22 protein-coding genes are annotated in these 24,695 nt (G+C 35.0%); 1 reads left to right on the forward strand and 21 read right to left on the reverse strand.

The window, feature by feature from the left end; translation table 11 throughout:
- Positions 1-4: 4 nt before the first annotated feature.
- The 15 genes from EKN01_RS06355 to EKN01_RS06425 all read right to left on the reverse strand — a co-directional run bounded on the left by EKN01_RS06355 (position 5) and on the right by EKN01_RS06425 (position 16,141).
- On the reverse strand, positions 5-1,129 hold the full coding sequence (locus tag EKN01_RS06355) for a glycoside hydrolase family 73 protein (protein ID WP_129045450.1): 1,125 nt from the start codon (positions 1,127-1,129) through the stop codon (positions 5-7).
- 136 nt (positions 1,130-1,265) lie between these two features.
- Positions 1,266-1,955 (reverse strand): 2,3-diphosphoglycerate-dependent phosphoglycerate mutase, encoded by a 690-nt coding sequence (locus tag EKN01_RS06360; RefSeq protein WP_099973926.1) that lies wholly within the window; start codon positions 1,953-1,955, stop codon positions 1,266-1,268.
- A gap of 93 nt (positions 1,956-2,048) precedes the next feature.
- Positions 2,049-3,377 (reverse strand): hypothetical protein, encoded by a 1,329-nt coding sequence (locus tag EKN01_RS06365; protein WP_129045451.1) that lies wholly within the window; start codon positions 3,375-3,377, stop codon positions 2,049-2,051.
- Between the two features lie 59 nt (positions 3,378-3,436).
- The gene (locus EKN01_RS06370) at positions 3,437-4,486 is read right to left on the reverse strand and encodes an AI-2E family transporter (RefSeq protein WP_129045452.1); all 1,050 of its coding nucleotides are present in this window, start codon (positions 4,484-4,486) and stop codon (positions 3,437-3,439) included.
- Positions 4,487-4,543: 57 nt separating this feature from the next.
- Positions 4,544-5,959 (reverse strand): hypothetical protein, encoded by a 1,416-nt coding sequence (locus EKN01_RS06375; protein ID WP_129045453.1) that lies wholly within the window; start codon positions 5,957-5,959, stop codon positions 4,544-4,546.
- 115 nt (positions 5,960-6,074) lie between these two features.
- Positions 6,075-7,025 (reverse strand): peptidoglycan recognition protein family protein, encoded by a 951-nt coding sequence (locus EKN01_RS06380; protein WP_129045454.1) that lies wholly within the window; start codon positions 7,023-7,025, stop codon positions 6,075-6,077.
- 126 nt (positions 7,026-7,151) lie between these two features.
- Positions 7,152-8,123, reverse strand: coding sequence for a peptidoglycan recognition protein family protein (locus EKN01_RS06385; protein WP_129045455.1), 972 nt, complete (start codon positions 8,121-8,123; stop codon positions 7,152-7,154).
- Positions 8,124-8,204: 81 nt separating this feature from the next.
- Positions 8,205-8,693, reverse strand: coding sequence for a sigma-70 RNA polymerase sigma factor region 4 domain-containing protein (locus EKN01_RS06390; RefSeq protein WP_129045456.1), 489 nt, complete (start codon positions 8,691-8,693; stop codon positions 8,205-8,207).
- A 155-nt stretch (positions 8,694-8,848) separates the two neighbouring features.
- Entirely contained in the window at positions 8,849-9,610 is a 762-nt protein-coding gene (locus EKN01_RS06395; protein ID WP_129045457.1) for a hypothetical protein, read from the reverse strand.
- 46 nt (positions 9,611-9,656) lie between these two features.
- The gene (locus EKN01_RS07975) at positions 9,657-11,432 is read right to left on the reverse strand and encodes a glycoside hydrolase family 73 protein (protein WP_129045458.1); all 1,776 of its coding nucleotides are present in this window, start codon (positions 11,430-11,432) and stop codon (positions 9,657-9,659) included.
- 189 nt (positions 11,433-11,621) lie between these two features.
- Positions 11,622-11,855 (reverse strand): hypothetical protein, encoded by a 234-nt coding sequence (locus EKN01_RS06405; RefSeq protein ID WP_099973935.1) that lies wholly within the window; start codon positions 11,853-11,855, stop codon positions 11,622-11,624.
- Between the two features lie 98 nt (positions 11,856-11,953).
- Positions 11,954-13,357 carry a hypothetical protein gene (locus tag EKN01_RS06410; RefSeq protein ID WP_129045459.1) on the reverse strand — a complete coding sequence of 468 codons (1,404 nt, stop codon included), beginning with the start codon at positions 13,355-13,357 and terminating at the stop codon, positions 11,954-11,956.
- Positions 13,358-13,565: 208 nt separating this feature from the next.
- Positions 13,566-15,311, reverse strand: a complete 1,746-nt coding sequence (locus EKN01_RS06415) for a hypothetical protein (RefSeq protein ID WP_129045460.1) — start codon at positions 15,309-15,311, stop codon at positions 13,566-13,568.
- A gap of 406 nt (positions 15,312-15,717) precedes the next feature.
- A complete protein-coding gene (locus tag EKN01_RS06420; RefSeq protein WP_129045461.1) occupies positions 15,718-15,930 on the reverse strand; it encodes a DUF2922 domain-containing protein in 213 nt (70 codons plus the stop codon).
- 13 nt (positions 15,931-15,943) lie between these two features.
- Positions 15,944-16,141: a hypothetical protein gene (locus tag EKN01_RS06425; protein ID WP_129045462.1), complete on the reverse strand. Its 198-nt coding sequence runs from the start codon at positions 16,139-16,141 to the stop codon at positions 15,944-15,946.
- A gap of 162 nt (positions 16,142-16,303) precedes the next feature.
- Between EKN01_RS06425 and EKN01_RS06430 the strand changes: the two genes are divergently transcribed.
- A complete protein-coding gene (locus EKN01_RS06430; RefSeq protein WP_129045463.1) occupies positions 16,304-17,107 on the forward strand; it encodes a hypothetical protein in 804 nt (267 codons plus the stop codon).
- A 46-nt stretch (positions 17,108-17,153) separates the two neighbouring features.
- On the opposite strand, the gene EKN01_RS06435 is transcribed toward EKN01_RS06430, so the two are convergent.
- The 6 genes from EKN01_RS06435 to EKN01_RS06460 all read right to left on the reverse strand — a co-directional run.
- Positions 17,154-18,632, reverse strand: a complete 1,479-nt coding sequence (locus tag EKN01_RS06435) for a hypothetical protein (protein WP_129045464.1) — start codon at positions 18,630-18,632, stop codon at positions 17,154-17,156.
- Positions 18,633-18,777: 145 nt separating this feature from the next.
- The gene (locus EKN01_RS06440; protein WP_129045465.1) at positions 18,778-19,905 is read right to left on the reverse strand and encodes a hypothetical protein; all 1,128 of its coding nucleotides are present in this window, start codon (positions 19,903-19,905) and stop codon (positions 18,778-18,780) included.
- 5 nt (positions 19,906-19,910) lie between these two features.
- Positions 19,911-20,222 carry a hypothetical protein gene (locus tag EKN01_RS06445; protein ID WP_129045466.1) on the reverse strand — a complete coding sequence of 104 codons (312 nt, stop codon included), beginning with the start codon at positions 20,220-20,222 and terminating at the stop codon, positions 19,911-19,913.
- A 118-nt stretch (positions 20,223-20,340) separates the two neighbouring features.
- A complete protein-coding gene (locus tag EKN01_RS06450) occupies positions 20,341-21,951 on the reverse strand; it encodes a hypothetical protein (protein ID WP_129045467.1) in 1,611 nt (536 codons plus the stop codon).
- A gap of 193 nt (positions 21,952-22,144) precedes the next feature.
- Positions 22,145-23,638: an SLAP domain-containing protein gene (locus EKN01_RS06455; protein WP_129045468.1), complete on the reverse strand. Its 1,494-nt coding sequence runs from the start codon at positions 23,636-23,638 to the stop codon at positions 22,145-22,147.
- Positions 23,639-24,032: 394 nt separating this feature from the next.
- Positions 24,033-24,695, reverse strand: a 663-nt coding sequence (locus EKN01_RS06460; RefSeq protein ID WP_206731626.1) for an SLAP domain-containing protein, incomplete at its 5' end; no start/stop codon positions are given.

Consider the following 24,695-nt stretch of genomic DNA (forward strand, 5'->3'; position numbering starts at 1 on the left):
TCACCTAATTTCCATTACCAAATTGTGTGTATTCTTTTGGTATATATTCATCTGATGCAATCCTATACATGACTTGACCATTAATCAATGCTGCACCATCTGTCTTCCACGTTGTACCTGTCTTAAGTACTGAATTGCTTCCAGGAATTGAACTACCGTCTAATCTATATCCTAAAACACCATAATTTGGTTGATAGTTTACAACAACAACACCATTATTATATTCTGTTGTATCACTAACAGGGATATATTCATTAGTTGCAACTTCATACATTTCCTGACCATTTATAACCTGACTACCACTTGTTTTCCAGCTAGTACCGTTTTTAAATACTTGATTACTTCCAGAAACATATTCACCTGATGAATTATAAGCATTGACTCCATAATTTGGAACATAATTTATAGTTATAACAGACATATCAACTGCATTTTCTGGGAAATCACCACCATTAAATGCCTCTTGATCCCATTTAGTCAAATTATATTCTTCAATTGTTGCCTGTAAAGCATATGCATAATTTGATGCTGTGGCATAACCGTCAGCTTGAACATCATCTGTTGCAGAAATATAATTTCTATTACCTACTAAATTACGATATCTATATGATGTTCCTAGCAACCTATTATGTTGCTCTATGCTGTCAGCATAACTACTAGCATTCGCAAAATCTTGATTTTCATGAACTAAATGACCATTTATATTTTCAGTTGTTGGAGCAGACTGACCATTTCCTTTTATACCAAATATATTATATCCTGACACAGGATCAGCCCCAAAATTTGATTCCAATGCAGCCTGTGCGCCTGTGAGTGATGGAAGTATACCATATTCCTTCCAACCTTCTATTGCACCTGCCTTAATCTCCGACAAAAAATTTTCTTTCTGTGTATCAGACATTCTTAAACTGATTTCTCTCAAAAAACCTGATATAGAATATCCTACAGGATAATATCCAGGTCCTATGCTTGGATTCTTTTCTAGAGTAACTCCGTTTTTATTATTGGCTGGTTGTTGATTACTATCACTAGTACTTGCATTTACCACCTCTGGCGAAGCTGCAGCAGCAATTGGCATACAAAGCAGCATTAATGTGGACATTATATTTAAAATCTTTCTATTTTTCATAATCTCTTATCCCTCCCTACAACTAAAAGCATAGTTCGTTTTGATAGAAAGATAATGTTAATACCCTTAACACAAAATTTTATTTATATATAAAATAAAAAACACTACCTTGAAGGTAGTGTTTTATTAATTATAATTAGTTTAATTTCTTCTTGCTTACAACTTTTAGTTTGTCGTCTAAATCATAAACTACTGGTTCACCAGTTGCCATTTCAACGTCCATGATATCTTCATCAGAGATGTTTTCGATATATTTTGTTAGGGCACGTAGTGAGTTACCGTGAGCAGCGATGATAACGTTCTTGCCATCTAATAGTTTAGGAGCAATTTCGTCTTCCCAGAAAGGAATTACACGTTCTAGTGTAACTTTAAGGTTTTCACCACCTGGAATTGCACGAGGGTCAAGATCAGCGTAACGACGGTCGTTAGCTGCTGAACCTGCATCAGATGCATCCAATAGTGGAGGAAGTGTATCGTATGAACGTCTCCAGATGTGAACTTGTTCATCACCGTATTTTTCAGCTGTTTCAGCTTTGTTCATTCCTTGAAGTGCACCATAGTGACGTTCGTTAAGTCTCCATGATTTAACTTCTGGAACAAATAATTGATCACTACCTTCTAGTGCGTAGTGAAGTGTCTTGATGGCACGAGTAAGAACTGATGTATAGGCTTGATCGAATTCAATACCTTCTTCTTTAAGAAGTCTACCAGCATTTTGAGCTTGCTTAACTCCTTCTTCACTAAGGTTTACATCAACCCATCCAGTAAATTTATTTTCCAAATTCCATTCACTTTGTCCGTGACGAATGAAAACTAGTTTAGACATATTCAAATTCCTCTTTTCATTTCTTATAACACCTGTACATTTTACACGATTCTGCCCACAAAAAAAAGTAGTCATAGACTACTTTTCCTGTAATTAATTCTCTATATCTGATTCTTCGTATTCACGAATAGTTGTTATATCAATACGTTGTTTTGATTTTTGGTTGATATATTCATTTACTTTGTCGCTTCCTGCAACGATTGCAGTAATTTTATCAGCATCGTTAATGATTCGTTCGACTTTTTCAGTGAACTTATTAACTGACATGACAACTGGAATAATTTCAAATCCGTAATTTCTCAATTTCAACAATTCATTATAATAAACTGAACTAACTGGAACAAAGATTGAGACTGGAATGCCTTTGAAGACTTTGTTTGCCAACCACCAAGAAACCAGAGCTTCTTCACTACTGAATTCTTCTAGTAGAACATTGCCTGATGTAAATAATTGAATATTTAAGCCATCTTCATCAAAACTCTTGATTAATACCAGTGTGCCATCTTGACGATAATAGTTTTCGCGGACTAGTTTCTTTTCGTCCTTCTTATCGAAAAATTGTGTATATGATAGTACTTCACGATTATCAAAATAATCTATACTTACAACTTTTTCATTGCGGAAATGTTTGATAACAGATATTTGTTGATTTTCATTGCGAGAAATTTCCATGACTATCTTGTTATTATCATCGAATACTTGGTCAAGTTCAGGACTGACTGTTTCAACATAATATGTATCCTCAAAGGGAACATTCACTCCTGCAACATTTTCATAGATATCACGTTCTTGCAAATCATCGTAAACATTTTCTAAAAATGAATCTTGTAAGAAATAACCTTGTGCTTGATAAGATTGCCATTTTTCTTCTAATTCATTGTCATATTGTGCTGTTATAAAGTTGGGCATCACTCCATTAAGTGATAGTAGTTCTGTCAGTTGTGACCAAATTTGAGTATTATCTTTTGTCGGTGTAACTGGCAATTTATCGATAAATGTATAGTAGCTACGACTACCATCTATGAATAATTCGTTTGCCATCTTGTCACTACCAAACCAGCGGCGAAGAGATGCATTGATTGTTTCAATACGTTTTTCAGCTTCACGACGTTGATCTTCATGAGTATTATCGGCATTTTTCAAAACATGATTGCAAAAACTACGGTCAAATAACAGCTCATGTCTCAATTGAGATTTGGTATTTTTAGTTTGCTCAATCAATGATTCTAAATCACTTTCAGTTAATTCCCATTGAACATCATTTTGTAAGGGATTATCTTGAGGAATGTAGTAAGAATCTTGCGATTGTTGATCTTGATTTTCTCTAGGTAAATCCCTAGCAGAATCAAATTCTTCAGGGAAACCTGGATTGTTATCTTGTTGCCCATACATCATAGGGTCTTGGTTATCATTAAAAGTCATAACGCACATCTCCATTCAAGAGGTATATATTTATCATAAATTATAGACCACTATACTCATTATGAGTCAGATGGTAATTCAGACTTAGGTTTTTCTTTACCTTTTCCAATGGAGTGAACTCCCAATATATCCAAGAAGAAGATAAAAATTGGAATTCCAATAATAAGTCCCCATGTACCAATCAACATTTCTGAAACAATCAAAATAACAAAAGTTAGGAATATTGGTAAATGAGTCATACTAGACATAAATTGAGGATTCAAGAAATACGTTTCGATTGAGTGAATGACTGCAACCATGATCAAAATATAGATGACGTATCTCAATCCACCGACTGTGTATCCGACAAAACTAAGCGGAACTAGTGAACTGATCACTCCAGCAACTGGAATAAGTGAAAGTATGAAAACCATAAATGCTAGAGCTACTAGGCCAGGCATCTTCATAACTGCCAAAGTTATAGTAGTCAAAACAGTGTTTACAATTGCTATAAAAATTTGTGCTTCGATGACAACACCAAATGTGTTTACAAATTTTTTACCAAAGAAGTTTAAATCTTTGAAAACCCAATCAAAATTACTTGTCAAAAAACGTCGACCGAATGCATTCATTTGATCTAGTTGGGAGGTATAGAAGAAACTCAATAAGAATGATAGTGCAATATTCAGACCAACTGCACCTACAGTTGAAATATAATTGATTACTTGTGTTAGTCCGGATTTAATCTGATTGTCCAAATTAATCTGTTTAATATAAGAATAGACAAATTGATAGTATTGATTAGAGCTCAACTCTTTACTCTGATAGAACTTAGTCAATGAATTAATCATTTTCATAGTTTGATTAGCAAGCATTGGCACATAATTGGTAACCGCAAAGACCAGCAGACCAATGATAACCAGGTACACCGGCGTTATAATCCAGATCGGTTTAATGTTAATATATTTTTGAACAAATCTTACTAGTTGAACTGATAAAAATGTAAAAGTGAATGTTAGGAGGAATAAACTCATCATCCCTCTCATCAAATAAAAAAATATTATTACTATTGCTAGCAAAACAAAGCGACGTAGACGTCGATTTTCAACGAATCGTTCGTACGATAACATGGCGTTCTCCTATTGATATTTATTAGTTTTAATAATAACAGTAATCAGACAAATTGCCTAACCAATAGTTGATTTTAGAGCAGGAACTTTTAATTTTACATCGTTCACTTGTTTCCAAGTTACCGTTGTCAAATCCTTGTCCGGTTGATTCAAGATAAATAATTTGTTTTCCAATTCACCAAATATCAAGAAATTACCCAGATTTGTTGATATAGCAGCACTCTTTTGCCCATCTTGAGAAGGAGAAACCATGAATACATATTGCATAGTTGGTTGTTGACTACCATCTTTTCCTGTGCCGATATATTCATCTGGCGCAAGATCAGAACCGAATTGATCACCAAAGTTAACTCCATAACTACCAATTTTTTTATTGTTATTTTCAGCAATAGCTCCTGCTAATTGCATCAAGTCAGCATTTGAAGTAAGTGGATTAGCCTTGTAATCTTTGTAGTAATCAGACGTTTGAGTAATTGCATCAGCAATCTGCACTTGTTCTGTATCTGATGATACCAATGGAATTGCATTATTATCTGAAGATGTGATTGGTTCGAAATCGTCAGCGAACAAGTTCAATCCATCATCGGTAATTTCAACTCTAGTTTTAGATCTATTTATTTGGTTAGCTTTTTTAGAATTAGTCTTCAAATTCATTCCTGATGGTAACAATCTATCGACGTTTTGACCGCGGAAATAATAAGAAATAGTTAGTTGATTCATAGGTACTAAATAATATTTGCCATACAGCGATTTGACCTGACCAGTTTCAACCACAGTAGAAACGATATAGGGATTATCTTTTTCTTCTGTTTTTTCTTGTGGTGCATGTTCAGTGATAGTCATCTGGTAAGTGCCATTTGATTTGATTTCTAGATTAGCTAATGATCTATGTAGGTCAATAAGTGTTGAGAAATCAAATTTTCCAATCAGTCTTTCATCTTTGATAGCTTTGGCACCTTTATTTACATTTATCAAGTGATTAGCCATATCATCTACATTGATTTTTTGACCAGAATCTTTTTTATCTTCTGTTGTATCATCTGAAGATGTTTTTTTTTCATTCTTAGAAATATAGGCTAGTTTGTATGTTTCCCCACCTGATTGAATTTGGTATCCCACCATATGTTTTCCATATATATTTTCAGAATAAGATTTCAGAATTTTAAAGTTTAGCGGTGAATCTTTTGTAGCGATGGATAGGGTCTTCTTGTCTCTAGCAATTTTGTAGGTAGGATTTTTGTTATCGCTATCCAGTCGTCTAACACCTATTGATTCACCTATATTATTGACATCCCTAACTGATACTCTATTATCCTTTGTGAATTTCAGTGAAACCACATCGGAACTGCCTTCATCTTGATACATGTACCAAGTATTATTAGACTCTGTCAAATCTTGCAAATCACTCTTACCACAAGCTGATAATAGTAACAGCAAACAAAATGCTGCTATAACTAACACTCTTTTTTTCATTAATCCATTCCCTTTTCCCTAAAAAAACTCGTTACTTTTATTATACCTAATAATAAAATATATTTGATTTCAGAATAGAATAAAAGACCTACCAAATGGTAGGTCTTTTTATTTGTTATTGAGCTGTAAATGTTGCGTATGTATCAATAACCCATTCTTTAGTTGATACACGATAGTAAGTGTGACCGTTGTAAACTCTACTTTGATCTGTATACCATGGTGTATTGTTTGCTAAAGCACGGTTAGAGTTTGAAGGTTGACCAGCATCATTGAACACTGAAATAGGAACAATTGAACCATTAGGATTCTTCACTTGAACAACACCTTCACCCTTGTTGTCACCATTGATAGTTGTACCACCACCGTTGTTACCGGTTGATGTACCGCCCTTTAGGTTGTTGTAGTAAGTACCTACAAGATCATAGAATTGATCCATACTGTAACCCCATTTTGAGAAGTAACCAACAGGATCAGTGTGATCTGTATCACCAAAGTTTTTACTTACATCATTATGTGACATAACAGTAGTACCCGGTGTGAATGGCAATCCATATTGAACTAGTTTTGAAGCAGTGTAGTAAGCGTCATTGGCAACTGAACGTGCGAATGCATCAGTAGTACTTACTTCACATAGCTCGATTTGGATATATCTAGCATTAGCTGTAGGGCCAGCTCCCCAGACACCATAATCAGTATTGTGGATATTCAAAGTTTCTTTGTCATCTACGAAAGCATGAACATAAGTACTGATATTCATCCATTCTCTATTGAAGTAAGTAGCTTCGTTTCTAGCTGTAGCTCCTGGTGTAGCTGTTTCGTGGATAACAACACCTTCAGGTTTACCAATACCGTTACGATAACCAAACATTCTTGTAAATGTTCCTTCTTCGTTAGTGATACCTAACGGTTGAATATTGTTATTAGTTATATATGTGTTGATTGCTGATGTTGCAGCTTGTACTTCTTGCACACTTTGTGTAGAAACTGAATTGTAAGTAGCAAATCCAAAAGTTGCAATTGCTGTTGCGGCAGCAATTTCTGCAATAAATTTCTTATGTCTGAACATAGTATTTTTCTCCCAAAAAATTAATTTGTAACCCTTAATAGTGAATTATAAGATCATTTCTGATAATAATCGATTATTTAAAACTAAAAGCCCCCACGAAATTTTTGTGAGAGCCTATATTTATATCTAGTTAGCTGTGAATGTTGCGTATGTATCTTCTACATATTCTTTTGTTGATACACGATAGTATGTGTGACCACCGTATGTCTTAGTTTGATCTGTATACCATGGTGTATTGTTTGCTAGAGCACGGTTTGAATTAACAGGTTTACCAGCTGCATTAAATTGTACAATTGGTACACTTGAGTTAGTTGAATTTGATACGTTTACCACACCGTCACCCTTGGCATTGCCATTAGGAGAAGTTGTAGAACCACCACCAGCAGTAGTGCTACCTGTACCACTATCAACGGCATTACCGTTCTTCATATTGTTGTAATATGTAGAAACTAGAGCGTTGAATTGTTCCATGTCATAGCCCCATGTATCGAAGTATGTATCTGGGTCAACATGGTTTGTTTCATGGAACATATCTCCTGTTTGCTTATGAGAAACAACAGTAGTACCTGGTTCAAATGGTAATCCATATTGAAGTAGCTTAGCTGCTGTATAGTAAGCTTGGTTGGAAACTGAACGTGCAAAGGCGTCAGCGGTCTTAACTTCACACAACTCTACTTGAATATATCTTGAGTTAGCTGTAGGACCAGCTCCCCAGACACCATAGTCAGTGCTGTGAATATTCAAGATTTCCTTGTCATCTACGAAAGCATGAACATAAGTATTCAACTTTCCCCAATCTCTATTAAATAGAGTAACTTCGTTTCTAGCTGTAGCGCCTGGCGTAGCTGTTTCGTGAATAACTACTCCCTCAGGTTTGCCGACACCATGACGATAAGCAAAGAAATTTGAAAATGTTCCTTGTTCGTATGTAATTGATGCAGGTTTGATATTGTTATCTACTATATATTGGTTAATCCAAGAATCAGCCTTAACTTCTACTGCAGCATTTGGTGAAACTTGATTGTATGTAACCAAGCCAAATGTTGCTAAAGCAGCTGCCGTAGCTATTCTTGCTATAAATTTTTTATGCAAAAACATTAATATTACCTTCCCTTTTCTTAACTCAATAAGTATAACAAGTTTTTTGATGAAAATATCCTTAGTAACAGAACTGTAAAACTATGTAACACATTGATAATCTTTTATAATTTTTTGACGTAATTTATCTCGATGATATCTCAAATTTCTATCACTACATTTTAATATTTTTGCCAATTCTGTGAGTGATTTACCGTTATAGAAACATTCCGTCAGGATTATTGTTTCTATCTTTGTCAGATCCAGACTTGTGAAGTCTAGTTCTAAATTATCAATTTCAGTGCTCTGTTCTATCTCTAGTCCTAACTCATGATTGTCCTCGAATCGTTGGTTTTGTCGCATCAGATCTAGTATTCTCCAACGTAATTTCTGATAAACATAGACATTGAATTTTTCTAGATTATCATTTCTTTTACAGTAATCTACATATGCGCGAGCATATATTATAAATCCCTCTTGTAAGTAATCTTGATAACTAGGATTATTTTGCCAAATTCCTAATTTTTTCAAAACACCGTGAATTAGTTTTTCATCTTGTATAGCTAATTCAAATCCTTCTTCTAAATTCATTTCAGTACCTCACCAATTACTCACAAGCGCTTGTGGCAATTAATAAAGTATCGAAAAACTATCTGTAATAATAATCGACAAAGCTAAGATTATAAGTTGATCTATCAACAAACTAATCTAAACATTTCAACTTAATATAGCTCTACCTGACAGGATTAGAAGATATGCTTTAACATATTAATTCGTTGTTTATAACTTGTAATCAAATCTCTTTGACCAATTTCCCCATGAACCATCGAGTACAACATAGAGTCTTTGACAAAGTCAATCACAGGATTGAGATCTGATCTGACATTGTCCCTACTGCTGTGCCTCAGGCAATTACACAGATGATACTTCTGCAACATCCCTGTATCTTCAGATGGTTTCAGTTCATAATTCATAGTATCGACTAATCTTCTAATCGCAATATAAAATATCTCACTCAAGAAGCAACAATCATGCAATCGATCATTTAAGTTACCTTTTGGAAATTCGATTGTCACCTTTCCTTGTGATGTTTCAAATATCCCCTGTTGTTCATATTGATTAAAATCTTCCACATGATGTACTCCTATCCAGTCAGTACTGCCATGACTAGTACCTCGCATCGGCATGTAGGCATAATTACCATGTACTAACGGGATAAGTTGCTTTATTTCAAAATAATTAGCTAGAATCTTCGATAGTAAAATTCCCAGTCGATTGTACTTGTGAAACTCATTTATAACCTGTCTACTATTTTGACTAACAAAGAATACTCCCTTACTTTTGTGCAAAATTATCGATTTGCCATAAGACAATTTTTCTTTAGAAACATCTAATACCGCTACGACATCAGGATCGACTTCAAAGTCTTCGCTGATATAGAGTAATCGCAATCCCTCCCCTAACAAGTACTTTTTACTAACTAGTACATCCTTAAACTGATATAACAAATTTGTCCTCCGCGCAAAAAAAAGACGCCTATTGGCGTCTTTTATATTAATTTGCTGTGTAAATACAATATTTTCCATTTACCCAACCGCCTGGTACTTCATACCATGTTTGACCATCAACAATTTGCATTGAAGTGACGTCCCATGTTGTACCGTCTGACAATCTATTACCAGTAAATTGGTTATTAACTGCAGGTGAGTTATAAACGTTAACTGCATAACCTGGAATATAATTGATTTTAACAGAACCACTTACAGTCTTCACGTAATTAGTTCCCTTAACTTGGACATTGTCTGCACTTACCCATTGGTTACTTGCAACACGATACCATACTGAACCATCAGCATGTGTTGACTTCTTGTCAATCTTCCAATCAGTTTTGTTAGCAAGACTAACTTGCAATAACTTGTGATTGTCATCGTATAATTTTGCACTTGGTGATGCTGTTACAGTAACAACATCTGGATAAGAAACAATTGTATCTTCTCCTTCATTGGCTGATGATTGTGTAGATCCAGCTTCTGAATTCAAGGTTACATCGTCAGCAAGGATATAAGCATTCTTACCAACCATGTAGAATTTATTGCCATCTTCATCAAGAACATAAGCAGTAGTTACCCAGTCTGATTGATAAGGTAGTACTCGACTTGTAGTTGAAGATAAATCTGGTGAACTATATACAGTAGCACCACGAACAGATGAAATCTTAGCAATATCACTGATTTTTTCAGGTGCTTGTGTAGCTGATGAAGTTGAAGAATTCAACTTCACATCTGATGCTTTAACATATTCGTGTGTTGATACTTGATAGTAAACAGAACCATCAGAAGTTACAACTTTTGATGCTACTTTCCATGGAGTACCATATCCTAGAGCTCTATTAGATGATTGGTTAGGATAAGCATCGATGTATAGATGTGCTGTGTTCTTGTTGACTACTACAGCTACATCATCCATAGGTGTTTGTGTACCATTAACAACAGCTGATGAACCAGAGTTTGTATCTCCACCAGTTGAGCCACCATTGTTGTTTCCAGTGGATGTATTAGTATCATACTGAGTTAAATTATATGTTTCTATAACGTTGTTCAAACTTTGAGCATATGTTGGAGAGGTTGCGTACTTACCTTGAAGCGCTTGTGTAGCATCCTTGTAAGTTGCAGCATTTTCTTTCCATGCACCAGAGTAGTATGTTGAATCCCATGAAACACCATTACGGATCTTATTACCATTGTCACCAAATGATTCTGTCCATGAAGGATATTTTCTAAAGTTAGCACTTATATAGTAATATCCTTGTTCTTGGCTCCATTCACCTGTTTGGATAGTGTAGTAATTACCGTTGTAATCACCTTTCATACCAAATAGGTTATGCGCTTCGGTAGCCAATAATGATTGACCCCAAGAAGATTCCAAGATAGCTTGTGCCAACATTACTGATGCATATATATTGTATTTAGCAGCCATTTGTTGTGCTAGAGGGACTGCAGTTGCCAAGAATGCTTGTTGTTCTTGCGGTGTTGCTGCTTTGGTTGCGGCAGCTTGTGTAACTGCTTCAACAGCACTTCTACCCATAGATGCAGCTAGACTAGCATCTCCTGCGTTAGCTGCAGATGCCTCTTCAGGTGTAGTAACAGGTGCACCTGTTTCATCCATAACAGATGCAACTGATGTATCCTTACCTGTAGATGATTGTGATGGTGATTGACTATCTGTGTCGTTTGATGTGTCAGATGCTCGAACTGCTTGTGTAGCTGTTGATGCTCCAACAGAAGTGATCAATCCAGCTAGTGCAGTGGAAGCAAGCCATTTCTTTTTCATTGCGATTTCCCCGTGATTTTTGTTATTAAGTTAAATTTTTCTCTAATGATAACAGTACTATGATTTTGTCATCTCTTCAATATATTAGGTCAAACTGTAATACTTTTTAAACAAATAACATAAAAAAATTTAATAATTTTGAAACATATTTAAAAAAGCCTAATTCTCTGGACGAGAATAAGACTTTTTTTATCTCTCGATATAATCTACATAATCAGCTTCAATCCATTCGCCATCAGATGCGATGCGGTAGAAGACTTTGCCGTCTTCTCCAACCCCCTTAGCGTCTGTATACCAAGCTGTTTGACCTTTTACAAATTTGTCTTGTAACATTTTGCGATTTGTTTCGAATGTGTCAAATAAGAATACGACATATCTGTCGTCCTGATTTACTTTAACAATTCCGTTAACATCTGTAATCATGTTAGTACCACCTTTTGATTGCTTATGTTGTATTATACAACATTTGGGTATAAAAAAAACTCGCCGAAGCGAGTCTTAATTTTACTTTAAACTTTTAATTATTTAAAGTTAACACCTTGTCCAGCCATTACCCATTCAGTAGTTGATACACGGTAGTAAACTACACCGTTAGCATCAGTACCTGTTTGGTCAGTAGCCCATGATGTTCCACCAGCAACATATCTAGATGATGTCTTACCATCTTGTTGATATAATGCGTAAACAAATCCTGGTGTGTCAAGTGAAACCACATGTGTACCTGTTAGATTTTGGATATTTGAGATACCAGTACCTGGAGTTGTTGTGCTGTCTTTGTATGTAACGTCAGATGCGTTGATCCATTCGCTAGTAGCAACACGGTATTGTTTTTCACCAGCAGCGTTTGTACGTACTGAGTTTGTTTTCCATGATGTTCCACCAGCTAAAGCACGGTTAGCAACCTCTTTGTTATCATCATTCTTAAGTGTGTATACATCTTTTGAACCAGTTGTAACTACACCATTAAGATCTGAGTATGTCCAACCATCAGTTGGAGGTGTAACTTCATCAGCAACATTGATTGCACGAATAACTTTCATTGCGCCATCTGTAATAGTGATATCACTTGCGTCGATGCTTTCACCATTAACTGTCATTGTGTAACCTTTTGTACCAGCAGCAAATTTATTTAAATAATCTGTGAAATCAGCATTTGATGAAGTAACGTTAATTACTTGATAATATGTTTTGTCTGCAGTTGTAAATTTACTTGCAGTGTATTCATTAGATGGGTTTTCTTTAATAGCAGCATTCTTTGTTGTATAAATTTTTCCTGGTTGTGCAGTTACACCAGAGATTGTCTTATCATTCTTATTTGTAACTTTCAAATCTGTAGATGTTGAAAGTTTAACATCAGATGTATTTGATTTTGTTAAAACATCAATTGAATCATCATAATCAACATTTGAAGTTTTCATTGTTGTTGTTGATGTAGATGTTTTAGAATATGTAATCTCTTTTGATGAAGGTAATGTTGCTGGATTGCCAGCATCATTTGTATATGAATAAGATAATGTATATGTAAATCCTTCACCAGCATCTTTTATTTTTAAATCATCAAGAGTTGATGCTCCAGAAACTTTAACGGTAACTTGTAAATTTTTTGTTGAGTCTCCAAGAATGTCCAAGTCCGCCTTTGAAGGTTGCGCATTATTTAGATATAGTTGTGTTGCCTCAAAATTTTTAAAACTCATTGTTGCTGATCCATTAGCATATGTTGGTAAATCTGTTGCTAGAACAGGTAAAGTGTCTACTTTTCTACTTGTCAAACTGCCATTATAGTTGTTAACAGATGTTGATAACTGAGTATTAGTAGCAGCTTGAACTGTTGTAGTTGTAAAGTTTGATGCGATTGGTGTTGCGATAGGAGCAACTGTTAGAAGTGCTGCAGCTGCGATTCCTGCGTATTTAATTGATTTCTTCATGTATATCCTCCGATTGAAACATTAATTTGTTTGTAATCATGTGAACGTGGTATTTCTCTCGACCACAAAACAAGTATATGAGATTGATAAATTTTAATCAATATCCTAGATATTAATTTATAATTTCTTAATTATTTCATTTATATTACAAAAAAAGACCGGCATTAAGCCGATCTCTTTTTTGTGAACTATTTATTTAAATTGTTGATTATTTGAATGATACTCCTGTACCTTCCATCAACCATTCTGTTGTTGATACACGATAGTAAACATGTCCTTCAGCGTCTTTAGCTGTTTTATCTGTTAACCAATCGGTACCACCAGCTAATGCTCTACCAGCTTTTGATCCATCTGCTTGGAATAATGGATATACAAATCCTGGTGTAGAGATACTTACAACGTGTCTACCTTGCAAATCTTGAATATCTGTCAAGGCAGATGAACTTGTAGCGCTAGAATCAGAGAATGTTACACTAGCGGCATCGATCCATTCACCTGTGGCAACACGATATTGAACAGAACCGTCAGATGCTGTACGTTGTTGATCTGTTAGCCATGCTGTATTTGCTGCAAGAGCTTGGTTCTTAATGATGTTACCTTTGTCATCTACTAATGTGTAATATTGTTGGTCAGATTTTGTTGTTACGACACCTTTAATATCTTTTACTTGATAATCTTGAGCGCCAGATACAACAATCTTACGTACAAATGTTACTGTACCATCTTTTAGAGATACGTCTAGCAATTGACCAGCATCGACACCGTTAACTGTCAATGATAGTTTTGATGGATCCTTCTCGTATGCTGCTAAGAATTTACCAGCTTCACTATCTGTGTCAAATGATGCTGTGATAGGTTGATAGTATACTGCGTCTGCTTTTGTAAACAAACCACCGGCGATACCATCAGCGTCAGCTGCGACACCTGTAGATCCGTCATTTGCTACAGCAGCTTTATATGAAGTATAAAGCTTATCTGAAGGAGTTACTTCCTTAGGAATAACTGCAGCACCTTTTTGATCAATAAACTTCAAGTCAGAAGTAATTGACAAGTTAGCATTAACAACACTAGAGTTTACTGCTACATTAAGTGGTGATGAGAATGTAACTGCCAATTTACTGATTGATTCGTCTGTAACAGATTGTGGTTGAACACTAATTTGTTGAGACTTTGTAATAGGTTGTTTGTCTGAACCTGCTGATTTGAATGAAACTGTAAATGTTACACCTTTACCATTTGGATCAGACAAAATCTTATTAACGTCACTTGCTGATAATACACCTGAGCCAATTGATTTATCATTAGCAACGGCTGTGATGTGCAATACTGCACCTTCAGAGTCAAGTCTTGCTGGTAAATCCTTATCAGTAGATGTATATGCTACTAAGAATGGATAACCTGACAAGAAATCTGCTGCTTTGACATCAACATCAGCACCATATTTATCAGTTGGAATTTGTGGACCTTTTGCTGGGTCATATGTAGCACCTTGTGCTAATTGTTTCATAAATGCGTCAGCATCAGCTTGTGCTTGTTGTGCTGAAGGTACTGTGGCTGTTTGTGAGCCAGATCCTTCAGTTGATCCTGAACCTGTGCTACTACCGTCGCCAGCATCTGCACCTGGTTCTGTAACTGGTTCATCAAATGTTGTTACACCAGAGTAGGCTGGAATTGGTTGTGCTGAGCCACCAGGCATTTCACTTGCTAAACCTGGTGCTTTAGGTCCTGAAACTGTTCCTAGCGGAGCTTTAGCTTCTGGAGCAGATGCTTGTGGTGCTTGATAAGGTACTTGGTCTGGTTGTGCCAAACCACCGGGCATTTCACTACCTGCACCTGGTGCTTTAGGTCCAGATACTGTACCTACCGGATCAGAGGCTGCCTGTACTGAAGCCACTGGAGCAATTGCTAGCAAGACAGCGGCTGTGATTCCTGCATATTTAATACTTGTTTTCATAAGATATCCTCCCAAGGGATTAAAAATTAGTGATTCTTTTTAGTTACCAATAAATTATGACTTCCCATTCATATTTCAATTTTTAATCCAGCTATATATTTTCTTGTGGACTAATCTCATCCACTGACTAAAGTATATGTGCCCATAATTGGAACAACAATTTACTTGCACACGATTTGCCTTGCCAAAATCTTTACGAATAATACGTTTGATATTTTTATTTACTATTTTTATTAAATACTCATAAAATTTGACATCGTAATATTTTCAATTTCTTACTCCGATAAGACATATAATAAAATTTGTAGCAAAAAGCCACAGATCAGGAAAATTGATCTGTGACTTTTATTTATATTTGTGATAACAAAAATATATATCCTTTAATATCTTCAAGTAATAATATTTACTAGAAAATAACCTTTTCAACACGTTCGATATACTTTGCAGAAGCTGCTTCTTGATAAAGTTTAATATCATCTTTTTCAAACAATTTACTAGCTGATATCTTACTCATAGCATCTTTGACAGTCTGTGCATCTAGGTCATCCTTAACATAATTCAGAACTAGATTCTTACTTTTACCTTCGGCTGTTTTAAAACTCAATTGTAATTTTTTCATTTAGATTCCCCCATTAGACGTTTTCGTGTTTAACAATTTGTGATGACAATAGCTGATCCCCATCAGACAACATAACTATGGCATCTGAAAGTAGTTGAATTTGTTCCTTAGATGGTTCTTGAATGATGTTGTTAAATCTCTTAACAGCAGTTCCTCCAGAATACGCATCGTTTTTTAGCGTTAAATTAATTAATGTTTTTTCCCAAGACATATTTATTTCCCCTATACTTTTTATTTGTAAGTACTATAAATTGGCCAATTAAGTTGCTTACAATATTAATAACGTTTAACACGTTAGTAATCGGAAATTAATTTTTGATTTTTTTGCAACATGTTATAATGGGGTTTATAAGATTATCAATGGAGGTATTCAATGAAAAAATCTATTCTTATTCTTACTACTTTAGGTGCTGTGGTACTTATGCTTGCAGGCTGCAGCAGTTCCAATAGTAGTGGAGATTCCAGCGTATACAACTCAGCTATGGCTAATGGTGACAACGCCGTAAACGATCAAAATTATTCAGAAGCTTACGCTTATTACAAATCAGCTAATGAAGCTAAGAATGATGATAAGTCTAAGGCATCTGAGAATCAGGCTAAGAACCTTGTATCTGCTCAAAAACAAATGAACAGTCACAAGTTTGGTAAAGCCAAGACAACATTGAACAAAGTTAAAGATGAATCAAATGGTAATTCTACTATGAAATCTAATGCTAAGGATTTGATCAGTGATATCAAGAATATCAAGTCAGATCGTAGCGACTACTCAAAGAATGTTAAAAATGCAAAAACATTCTTTGAATCTGGTAATACAGAATCAGCTATTGCTCTTCTAAAAGAAGTTCTAAATGCTGAAAACATCAGAAATGCTTACTACTCTGATATCTATAAGGATGCAGTTGACCTATTGTTAGATCACACAGGTTCAACTACAACATCGTCTAGCTCAAGTAGTAGTTCTTCATCAGATACAGGTAATGCTGCTAATGGTGATTTTGATGTAGTAGATAGAGGAAACATCTCTGCTTCCGATATTGAAAAAGCAAGACAACAACTTAGAGATCAAGGTGTTAAGAATGTTGATGCTTGGAGTGACAACGACATAGTTATCGCTATCAAGAACGCTGCCGCTGATGGTCGTTCAACTATCAAAGAAAGTGACATCAAACAAAGATAATACAAAATAAAAAACCTCAATCATATGATTGAGGTTTTTTTATTTGTTATTTAAAGCTAACTCCATTGTCAACTTTTACAAATTCGTTAGCAGATACTCTATAGAAGACATTTCCATTAGCGTCTACCATTCTTTCATTAGTTAACCATGATGAACCACCAGCTAGGTATCTATCAGTTGCTTTACCATTTATATCAAACAATCTGTAAACTGTACCCGGTGTGTCGAAGCTAACAACATGTGCTGTGTCATATTTGTGTGTTGAAGTAAGTGCTGTGTTTGCAGAAGCAGTTGCGCCATCTACATAAGTAATACCAGCAGCATCGATCCATTCGTTTGTAGCTACACGGTATTGAGTAACACCTGACTTGTTAGTACGAACAGCATTTGTCTTCCATGCTGACTTACCAGTTAAAGCACGATCTTTAACAAATTCGTTCTTGTCATTAGTTAATGTGTAGAATGGATTTTCTTTTGTTGTAACAACACCAGTAACATCCTTTGTTTTCCATAGATTGTCTTGAACATCAACTGCAGGTGTGTTGTTAGTGTAAACCCTTCTTACAACAGTAAATTCGTTTTTACTGTAGTTTGCATAGTAATCCTCTGCAAATTTGTCACCACTAAGTCTCTCTCCATTTACAACAATAGTGTAGCTCGGAGAATTATCTTCTAAATGGTCGAATAATGCATTTAAATTGGCATTTGAGGATTTAACTGTTAGTGCTTGATAGTATGTAGCATTTGCTTTTTCAAATGTACCTGAAGCTGGTGCATAAAGTTTAGAACCACCATTATCTTTAATAGCAGCATTTTCAGACGTGTATACACGTCCAGGTGCTACCGAGTAGCCATCTAATTGTTTGTCATCATTTTGATCGGTCATGAATAAGTCAATTGACTTAGGATCTGATAAATCTGAAATTTTTGACTTTAGATTAACTTTAACTTGTCTAGAATACTTAACATTAGCTGAAGTTACGTCACTATCAGTAACCGATTTTGAATATTTTGAATAAACTAATGTTTTGTCTGTTGGATTATAAGGTTTGTTTGTAGTTCCGTAAGTGTAACCATTTACAACAATCTTATATCCTATTTTTTCGTTATTAATAGCTAAAAGATCAGACCACTTTGTTACTTCAGTACCATCTAGTTTTTCCAAAGTTAACTGTAATTGAACATGAGAATCACTATCTGAAAGGACGCTATGTGATACATTTGATTGACCTGAGTTTGCCTGAAATCTACTATACTCAACATTTGTATTTATAGTGTTAGTTGCAGTGTCCCCAGAAAAAATCTCTGTTAAATCTGCAGTATTATTCCACTTTGTTGATGTTATACCGTAAATACTTGTCAATTTGTTATTGAATTTATCAATAGCTTTTTCCATATCGCTGTCACTGTGTGTTGCAGCCAAAGATGTTTGAGCTCTATAAGTTGCAATTGATGGTGCAATTACTGGACTTGCGACAAGTATTGTAGCCGATAGCAATACTGCCATTTTTAAACTTTTTTTCATAATATTCTCCCCTATTTGTAATATATGAATATACAAATTAATTATAGTTGAGCTTTGAATTCAAAACAATCTATTTTCTTAAAAAATTCTTAACATTTATAGTAAACAACAAAAAAAGACTATGATTTCATAGTCTTTTTTCTATCTATTCGAAATGTACGCCGTTTCCTGCTAGAATCCATTCTGTTGTTGATACTCGATAGTATGTATTTCCTGCACTATCTTTTCCAACTTTGTCAGTTGCCCATGCTGTTCCACCAGCAACACTTCTTGTTGAAGCTACTCCATCGATAGTAAACAATGGATAGACAAATCCTGGTGTATCTACAGTTACGACATGAATTCTTGGTAGATCTGTGATTTCATTTATAGCTGTTGACTGCTTGCCTTCAGAGAATGTGATATCTTTAGCATCAATCCACTCATTTGTAGCAACACGATATTGTTTGTCACCTTTAGAATTTTCTCTCACTGTATCAGTAATCCATGATGTGTTTCCACCTAATGCGCGGTTGGCTACTGGTTTGTTTTCTCCATTAACAAGTGTGTAGTAATCTTTGTTACCAGTAGTTACAATTCCTGAAACTGAACTTTCTTTCCAGGCTGAATCTGTTGTTTCTGGTTCTTCTGGATCTGTAGTATCAGGAGTTGTTGCATCTACAACTGATATTTTTCTTACGAAATGCATTTCATTTTCTGCGATACTTGCGATTTTATCACTGGCTGTCACAGAGAAACCTTCTTCGTTTAGCAATACTCTCTTAATAAGTGACTTAACTTTGTCGTCATTTACACTTACTGTAACATTTTGATAATAAGTAGCATTGTTTTTAGTAAACTTAGAAAATTTACCTACTGGGCTAGTAAGTATACCTCTACCAGTATTTTTGACTGCTTCTGCTTCAGTTGAGTAAATCTTACCCATATCTACTTTGGCATTAGTTGCTAGTCCTTTTTTATTTAAGACAACTTTTAAATCTGATTTTTTAGGATCCATTACGCTCTTGATTGATGATCCCACTCCTACCTTTACAGGAGAAGTATAGCTAACGTTCATTTCTTTGAAATCTGTAGCTGCTACTTCTGGTAGTGTTGAATATTTCAATTCAGCAGATTTAGCAATTGACTTACCGTTTGAATATAAGAAATTAATTGTGATGTAAAAACCTTGTTTTGCTTTATCGATGTTTTTAATATCATCTAGGTTAACAACTTTTTTAGTTTTGTCGATACTTCTAACTGATAGCTGAACTTTTACATTTTTTTGATCCAAAAATTTTACAGAAGCTGTTTCTGATAACTATCAATCAATCCAGATTTTAATAATCCATGCAATTCTGGAACTTTCTTCAATCCGTATTGACTGGCTAGTTTGGCATTAACTTTACCTATTTCTGTAGGTAAATCTTTTTTGTCGTCATGTCCCCATGTAGGTATTAAAGAATAACTATCTATTGTTTCATTATTAACTTCTGTAGTTTCTGATGTAGGTTCTTCCACATCAGCTTTGACGTTAAGTACTGGTAGTGTGGCTGATACTGATGTCAACACTACGGCTGACAATAGTGTATATCTAATACTTCTCTTCATAATTAAAAAATTGTCCCTAAAATATATTTCACTTTATTTATGTGAACTTTTTAAAATTACGAAGAATGTCTTATTTTTTTTGTGAAATAAAAAAAGACTGCATAAGCAGTCTTTTTAATTATTTAAATGTTACTCCATTACCAGCCATGACCCATTCATTTGTAGATACACGGTAGTATGTATTTCCAGCTGCATCTTTACCTGTCTTATCAGTAACCCATGATGTTCCACCGGCTACATATCTCGTTGATGCTCCACCATCTGTTTTGTATAGAGCATATACAAATCCTGGTGTTGCTAGATCAACAACGTGTGAACCTGATAGATCAGTGATACTTGTGATTGCTGAACCTGATGTTGATGAACCATCTGAAAATGTTACAGATGATGCGTCAATCCATTCGTTAGTAGCAACACGATATTGTTTTTGACCTGCAGCGTTTGTACGAACAGTGTCAGTTCTCCATGATGAGTTACCTGATAGAGCACGGTTAGCAACAGCAGCGCCATTGTCATTTACAAGTGTGTAAGTAGCATTGCTTCCTGTTGTAACAGTACCTGAAATTGATGTTGTGTTCCATGCTGTAGATGGAGCAGCAACAGTAACAGCTCTAACAAGTCTGAATGTTACAGATTTTGATTTAAGATTAATATTTAAGTTGTCAGCATCTGCTTCAGAACCATTTACCATCAATGCGTAATCTTCGTCACCGTCAGAAACTTTAGTCATAAGATTGATCATTGCTTGACTTGTAGATGTTACATTAATTGTTTGGTAGTAAGTTGTTCCTACTGTGTCCAATGTAGAAGAAGTTACTTCTTTTGAACTTGTACCATTGTAGGCAGCTTTTTCAGTTGTGTATAACTTACCTGTTGTGTTTGTAACATTTGATACTGTATTTCCATTGTCATCAGCAATATATAGATCTGTAGCGATGCCTTGTAATGAAGCATTAGTTGTACCAGCTGCTACAGAATATGGTGATGTGAATCTAGCATTTAGAGATTCGTTGTCATCTGTATCAATTTGTGATGAAGGTGAGTAAACTAGATCTTCATCTCTTGTAAATAATTCTTCTCCGCCAGACTTATTAACAGAATAGGTTATAGACATCTTGTATCCTTTTTTATAATCCGCTGCTTTTGCAGATGAAGATAGCGGATTATCTTTTAAATCTGTAAGATGTATCTTCATATTTATTTTGTCTAAATCGTCACCCTTAAGTATGCTGTTAATCAAATCTAGTAACGCATTACTTGATGAAGTTGATCCTGTAGAAGGTGCAGTTTGTAACTTACCTACTGAAGTTTTGTAGAAAGTTTGGGCAGTCATTGTTGCGTCACCCTTGTCATCAGTTTTCAATCCAGATATTGCGGGAACAGATGTAAGATTATATTGATTTACTAATGATCCATCAATAGCCATAGCTAAAGTATATTCTTCTGAATCTTTATCACCTAATCCTAATTGATCCTTGATCTTGTCAATAATCGTATCAAAGCCACTTGTAAGTGATTCTGTCACAGCTGTATCAGTACCTGATTCATTAGTAGTAGCTGGTTCTGTATTTGCAGTATCTTGTGTTGGTGTTGTATCTGTATTTTTTGTTGATGTTGTTACAGATGAGATTGCGTCTTTTGCTACATCAGCTTGTGCGACTGTTGTTAAAATTGGTGTTGAAATTAGCACTGTTGCTGCTAATGTTGAAGCCAAAATTGTTTTCTTCATGTTTTTAATCTCCCTAATTATAGGTATATTATTTTACCTTACAAGCTAAATTATAGTAATAATCATCACAGCATACAATATATATTTAAAAATGATAATTAATTTTAATATAAATGAAATTTCCTTCCTATTATAAAAATAAAAAACTACTAAAGAATATTCTTTAGTAGTTTTTGTGTATCTATATAATTAATTATTTAAAAGTAACGCCATTTCCAGCCATTACCCATTCTGTTGTAGATACACGGTAATATGTGTTACCTTCTGCATCTTTAGCAGTCTTATCTGTAAGCCATGATGTGCCACCAGCAACATTACGTCCAGCTTGCTTGCCTTCTGCATTGTATAGTGGGTAAACAAATCCTGGTGTTGATAGATCAACAACGTGCTTGCCTGAAAGATCAGTAATATCTGTTAATGCTGCACCTGTTGAAGGTGTTGTTGATGTTCCACGAAGTGTTACATCTTCAGCCTTAACATATTCACCTGTAGCAACACGATAATATACTTGACCAGTTGCGTTGTTTACGCGTTTTGTATCTGTCTTCCAACCTGTACCTTGAGATAGAGCACGGTTAGCAATTTGCTTGCCATTTACATCGTATACGTGAGTAACAATTGTATCATTTGATAGGTTAACAACTGGTGTGTCAACGATATCATCGATCTTTGTTTCTGTATAGTTATCCAATGTAACATTGATCTTACGAGTAACTGTCAATGTGTTATTGATCTTGTCCCATACTCTGTTCAAGATATTTCCTGAATATTTTTGACCGTTAACTGTAATTTGATCCATGTTGTTCAACAATGCTGAGTATTCTGTTCTATTGAACTTGATTGTCATTTTTTGTGTAACAACACCGGCTGTTGTAAGTGATGAAGCACCTAGAGTTGTACCTAGAATATCAGTACCTTTGAAGAATGTTGAAGTAACATCTTGAGGTGTAACTGTTTCACCCAAGTTATTCTTGATTGTTAGTGGGAACTTACCATTTGTATAGAAATCAGATTTTGATTCACCAACAAATCCATCAACTGGTGTAGCGTAATTAATGTTTAGTGCGTGTGATACTTGAGTAACACTTGTTGTCTTTGCAGTAACTGTCTTATCTAGTTTCTTACCTGCAAGACTGTATGGTGTAAGTGATCTTACAATTTGTTCATTTGACCATAGTGCGTGATCTTTGATTGTTTGCATTGCAAAACCAACGATACGGTATTGGACTGAACCACCGTTTTGACCAGCAGCACGCATTTGACCGATCCATTCTGAAGTAGACATTCCTACTGGAGGAACAACTAGGAATACGATTTCGTTCAATCCTAGAGTAACATCACCATCATTTGAAAGTGATTGGAATTGAGGATGTACTGGAGCAAGGATATCTAGGATATCAACTCCTGCTGTAAGTCCTGTTCCTGTGAATGAGTATGTGAATCTATTGTTTGTCATAGCAGCTGTACTTACAGCACTCTTCAAGAAGTCAGCTCTTGATGAGTTATTGTAATCTCTAAAAGTAGCATCGAATGTATTGTAAGCATCTAGCTCTGTGGCTGGATCCATAGTAGCTTTGGCTGTTTGAGATGCTGATGGTAATTCAACTCCCATCATTGGTGTTGCTAGTGGAGCAACTGCTAGCAATGTAGCTGCAGCAATTCCTGCGTATTGTATAGATTTTTTCATTATAGAAAAATCCCCCTAAAAATTATATATTCTAAAAATTATCCAACTAGAAATTGAACAATTTTCATATCCCATATATTACATAAGAATATATACTTTGAAAAGGTTTAGAAAATAAAATAATATTTTTATTAAAATAAGAATTTTCTATAATTTTATCTGAAATTCTAAAAAATCATTGAATTATTATCGGATTATTCCAATAAATTGATAAATAATAATAAAACGAAATATTTTATTCACAAGAATTAAAAAATCAATTAATAAACCCGAAAATTAAGACAATTTGATAAAAAGAGTATAATTAATAATTTCTATATATATTATTTAAGAACTAAATTTATTTAGACAATAAAAAAAGACCGCCAAAGGCGATCTTTTTTATTAAAACGAATTAGCTAAAGTTAACACCGTTTCCAGCCATTACCCATTCGTCTGTAGCAACACGGTAGTATGTGTTACCTTCTGCATCTTTAGCAGTCTTATCTGTAATCCATGATGTTCCACCAGCAACGTTACGTCCAGCTTGTGAACCTGCTGCTGTGTATAGTGGATATACAAATCCTGGTGTGTCTAGTGATACTGTGTGTGAACCTGTTAAGTCAGTAATATCTGTTAATTCTGAACCTGTTGAAGGTGTTGTTGTTGATGTTCCACGAAGTGTTACATCTTCAGCCTTAACATATTCACCTGTAGCAACACGGTAGTATACTTGACCAGTTGCGTTGTTTACACGTTTTGTATCTGTCTTCCAACCAGTACCTTGTGCCAATGCACGGTTAGCAATTTGGTTACCGTTAGCATCGTATACGTGAGTAACGATTGTGTCGTTTGATAGGTTAACGATTGGTGTATCAACAACATCATCGATAGCTGTATCTGTGTAGTTGTCAGTTGTTACGTTGATTTGACGTGTAACTGTAACTGTGTTGTTTACTTTGTCCCAAACTTTTGTCAATAGTCCACCTGAGAAGTTTTGACCATTGATTGTGATTTGATCCATGTCGTTCAATAGTGCTGAGTATTCGTTACGGTTGAACTTGATTGTCATCTTTTG

This window comes from Companilactobacillus metriopterae, assembly GCF_004117915.1.
GTDB classification, from domain to species: domain Bacteria; phylum Bacillota; class Bacilli; order Lactobacillales; family Lactobacillaceae; genus Companilactobacillus; species Companilactobacillus metriopterae.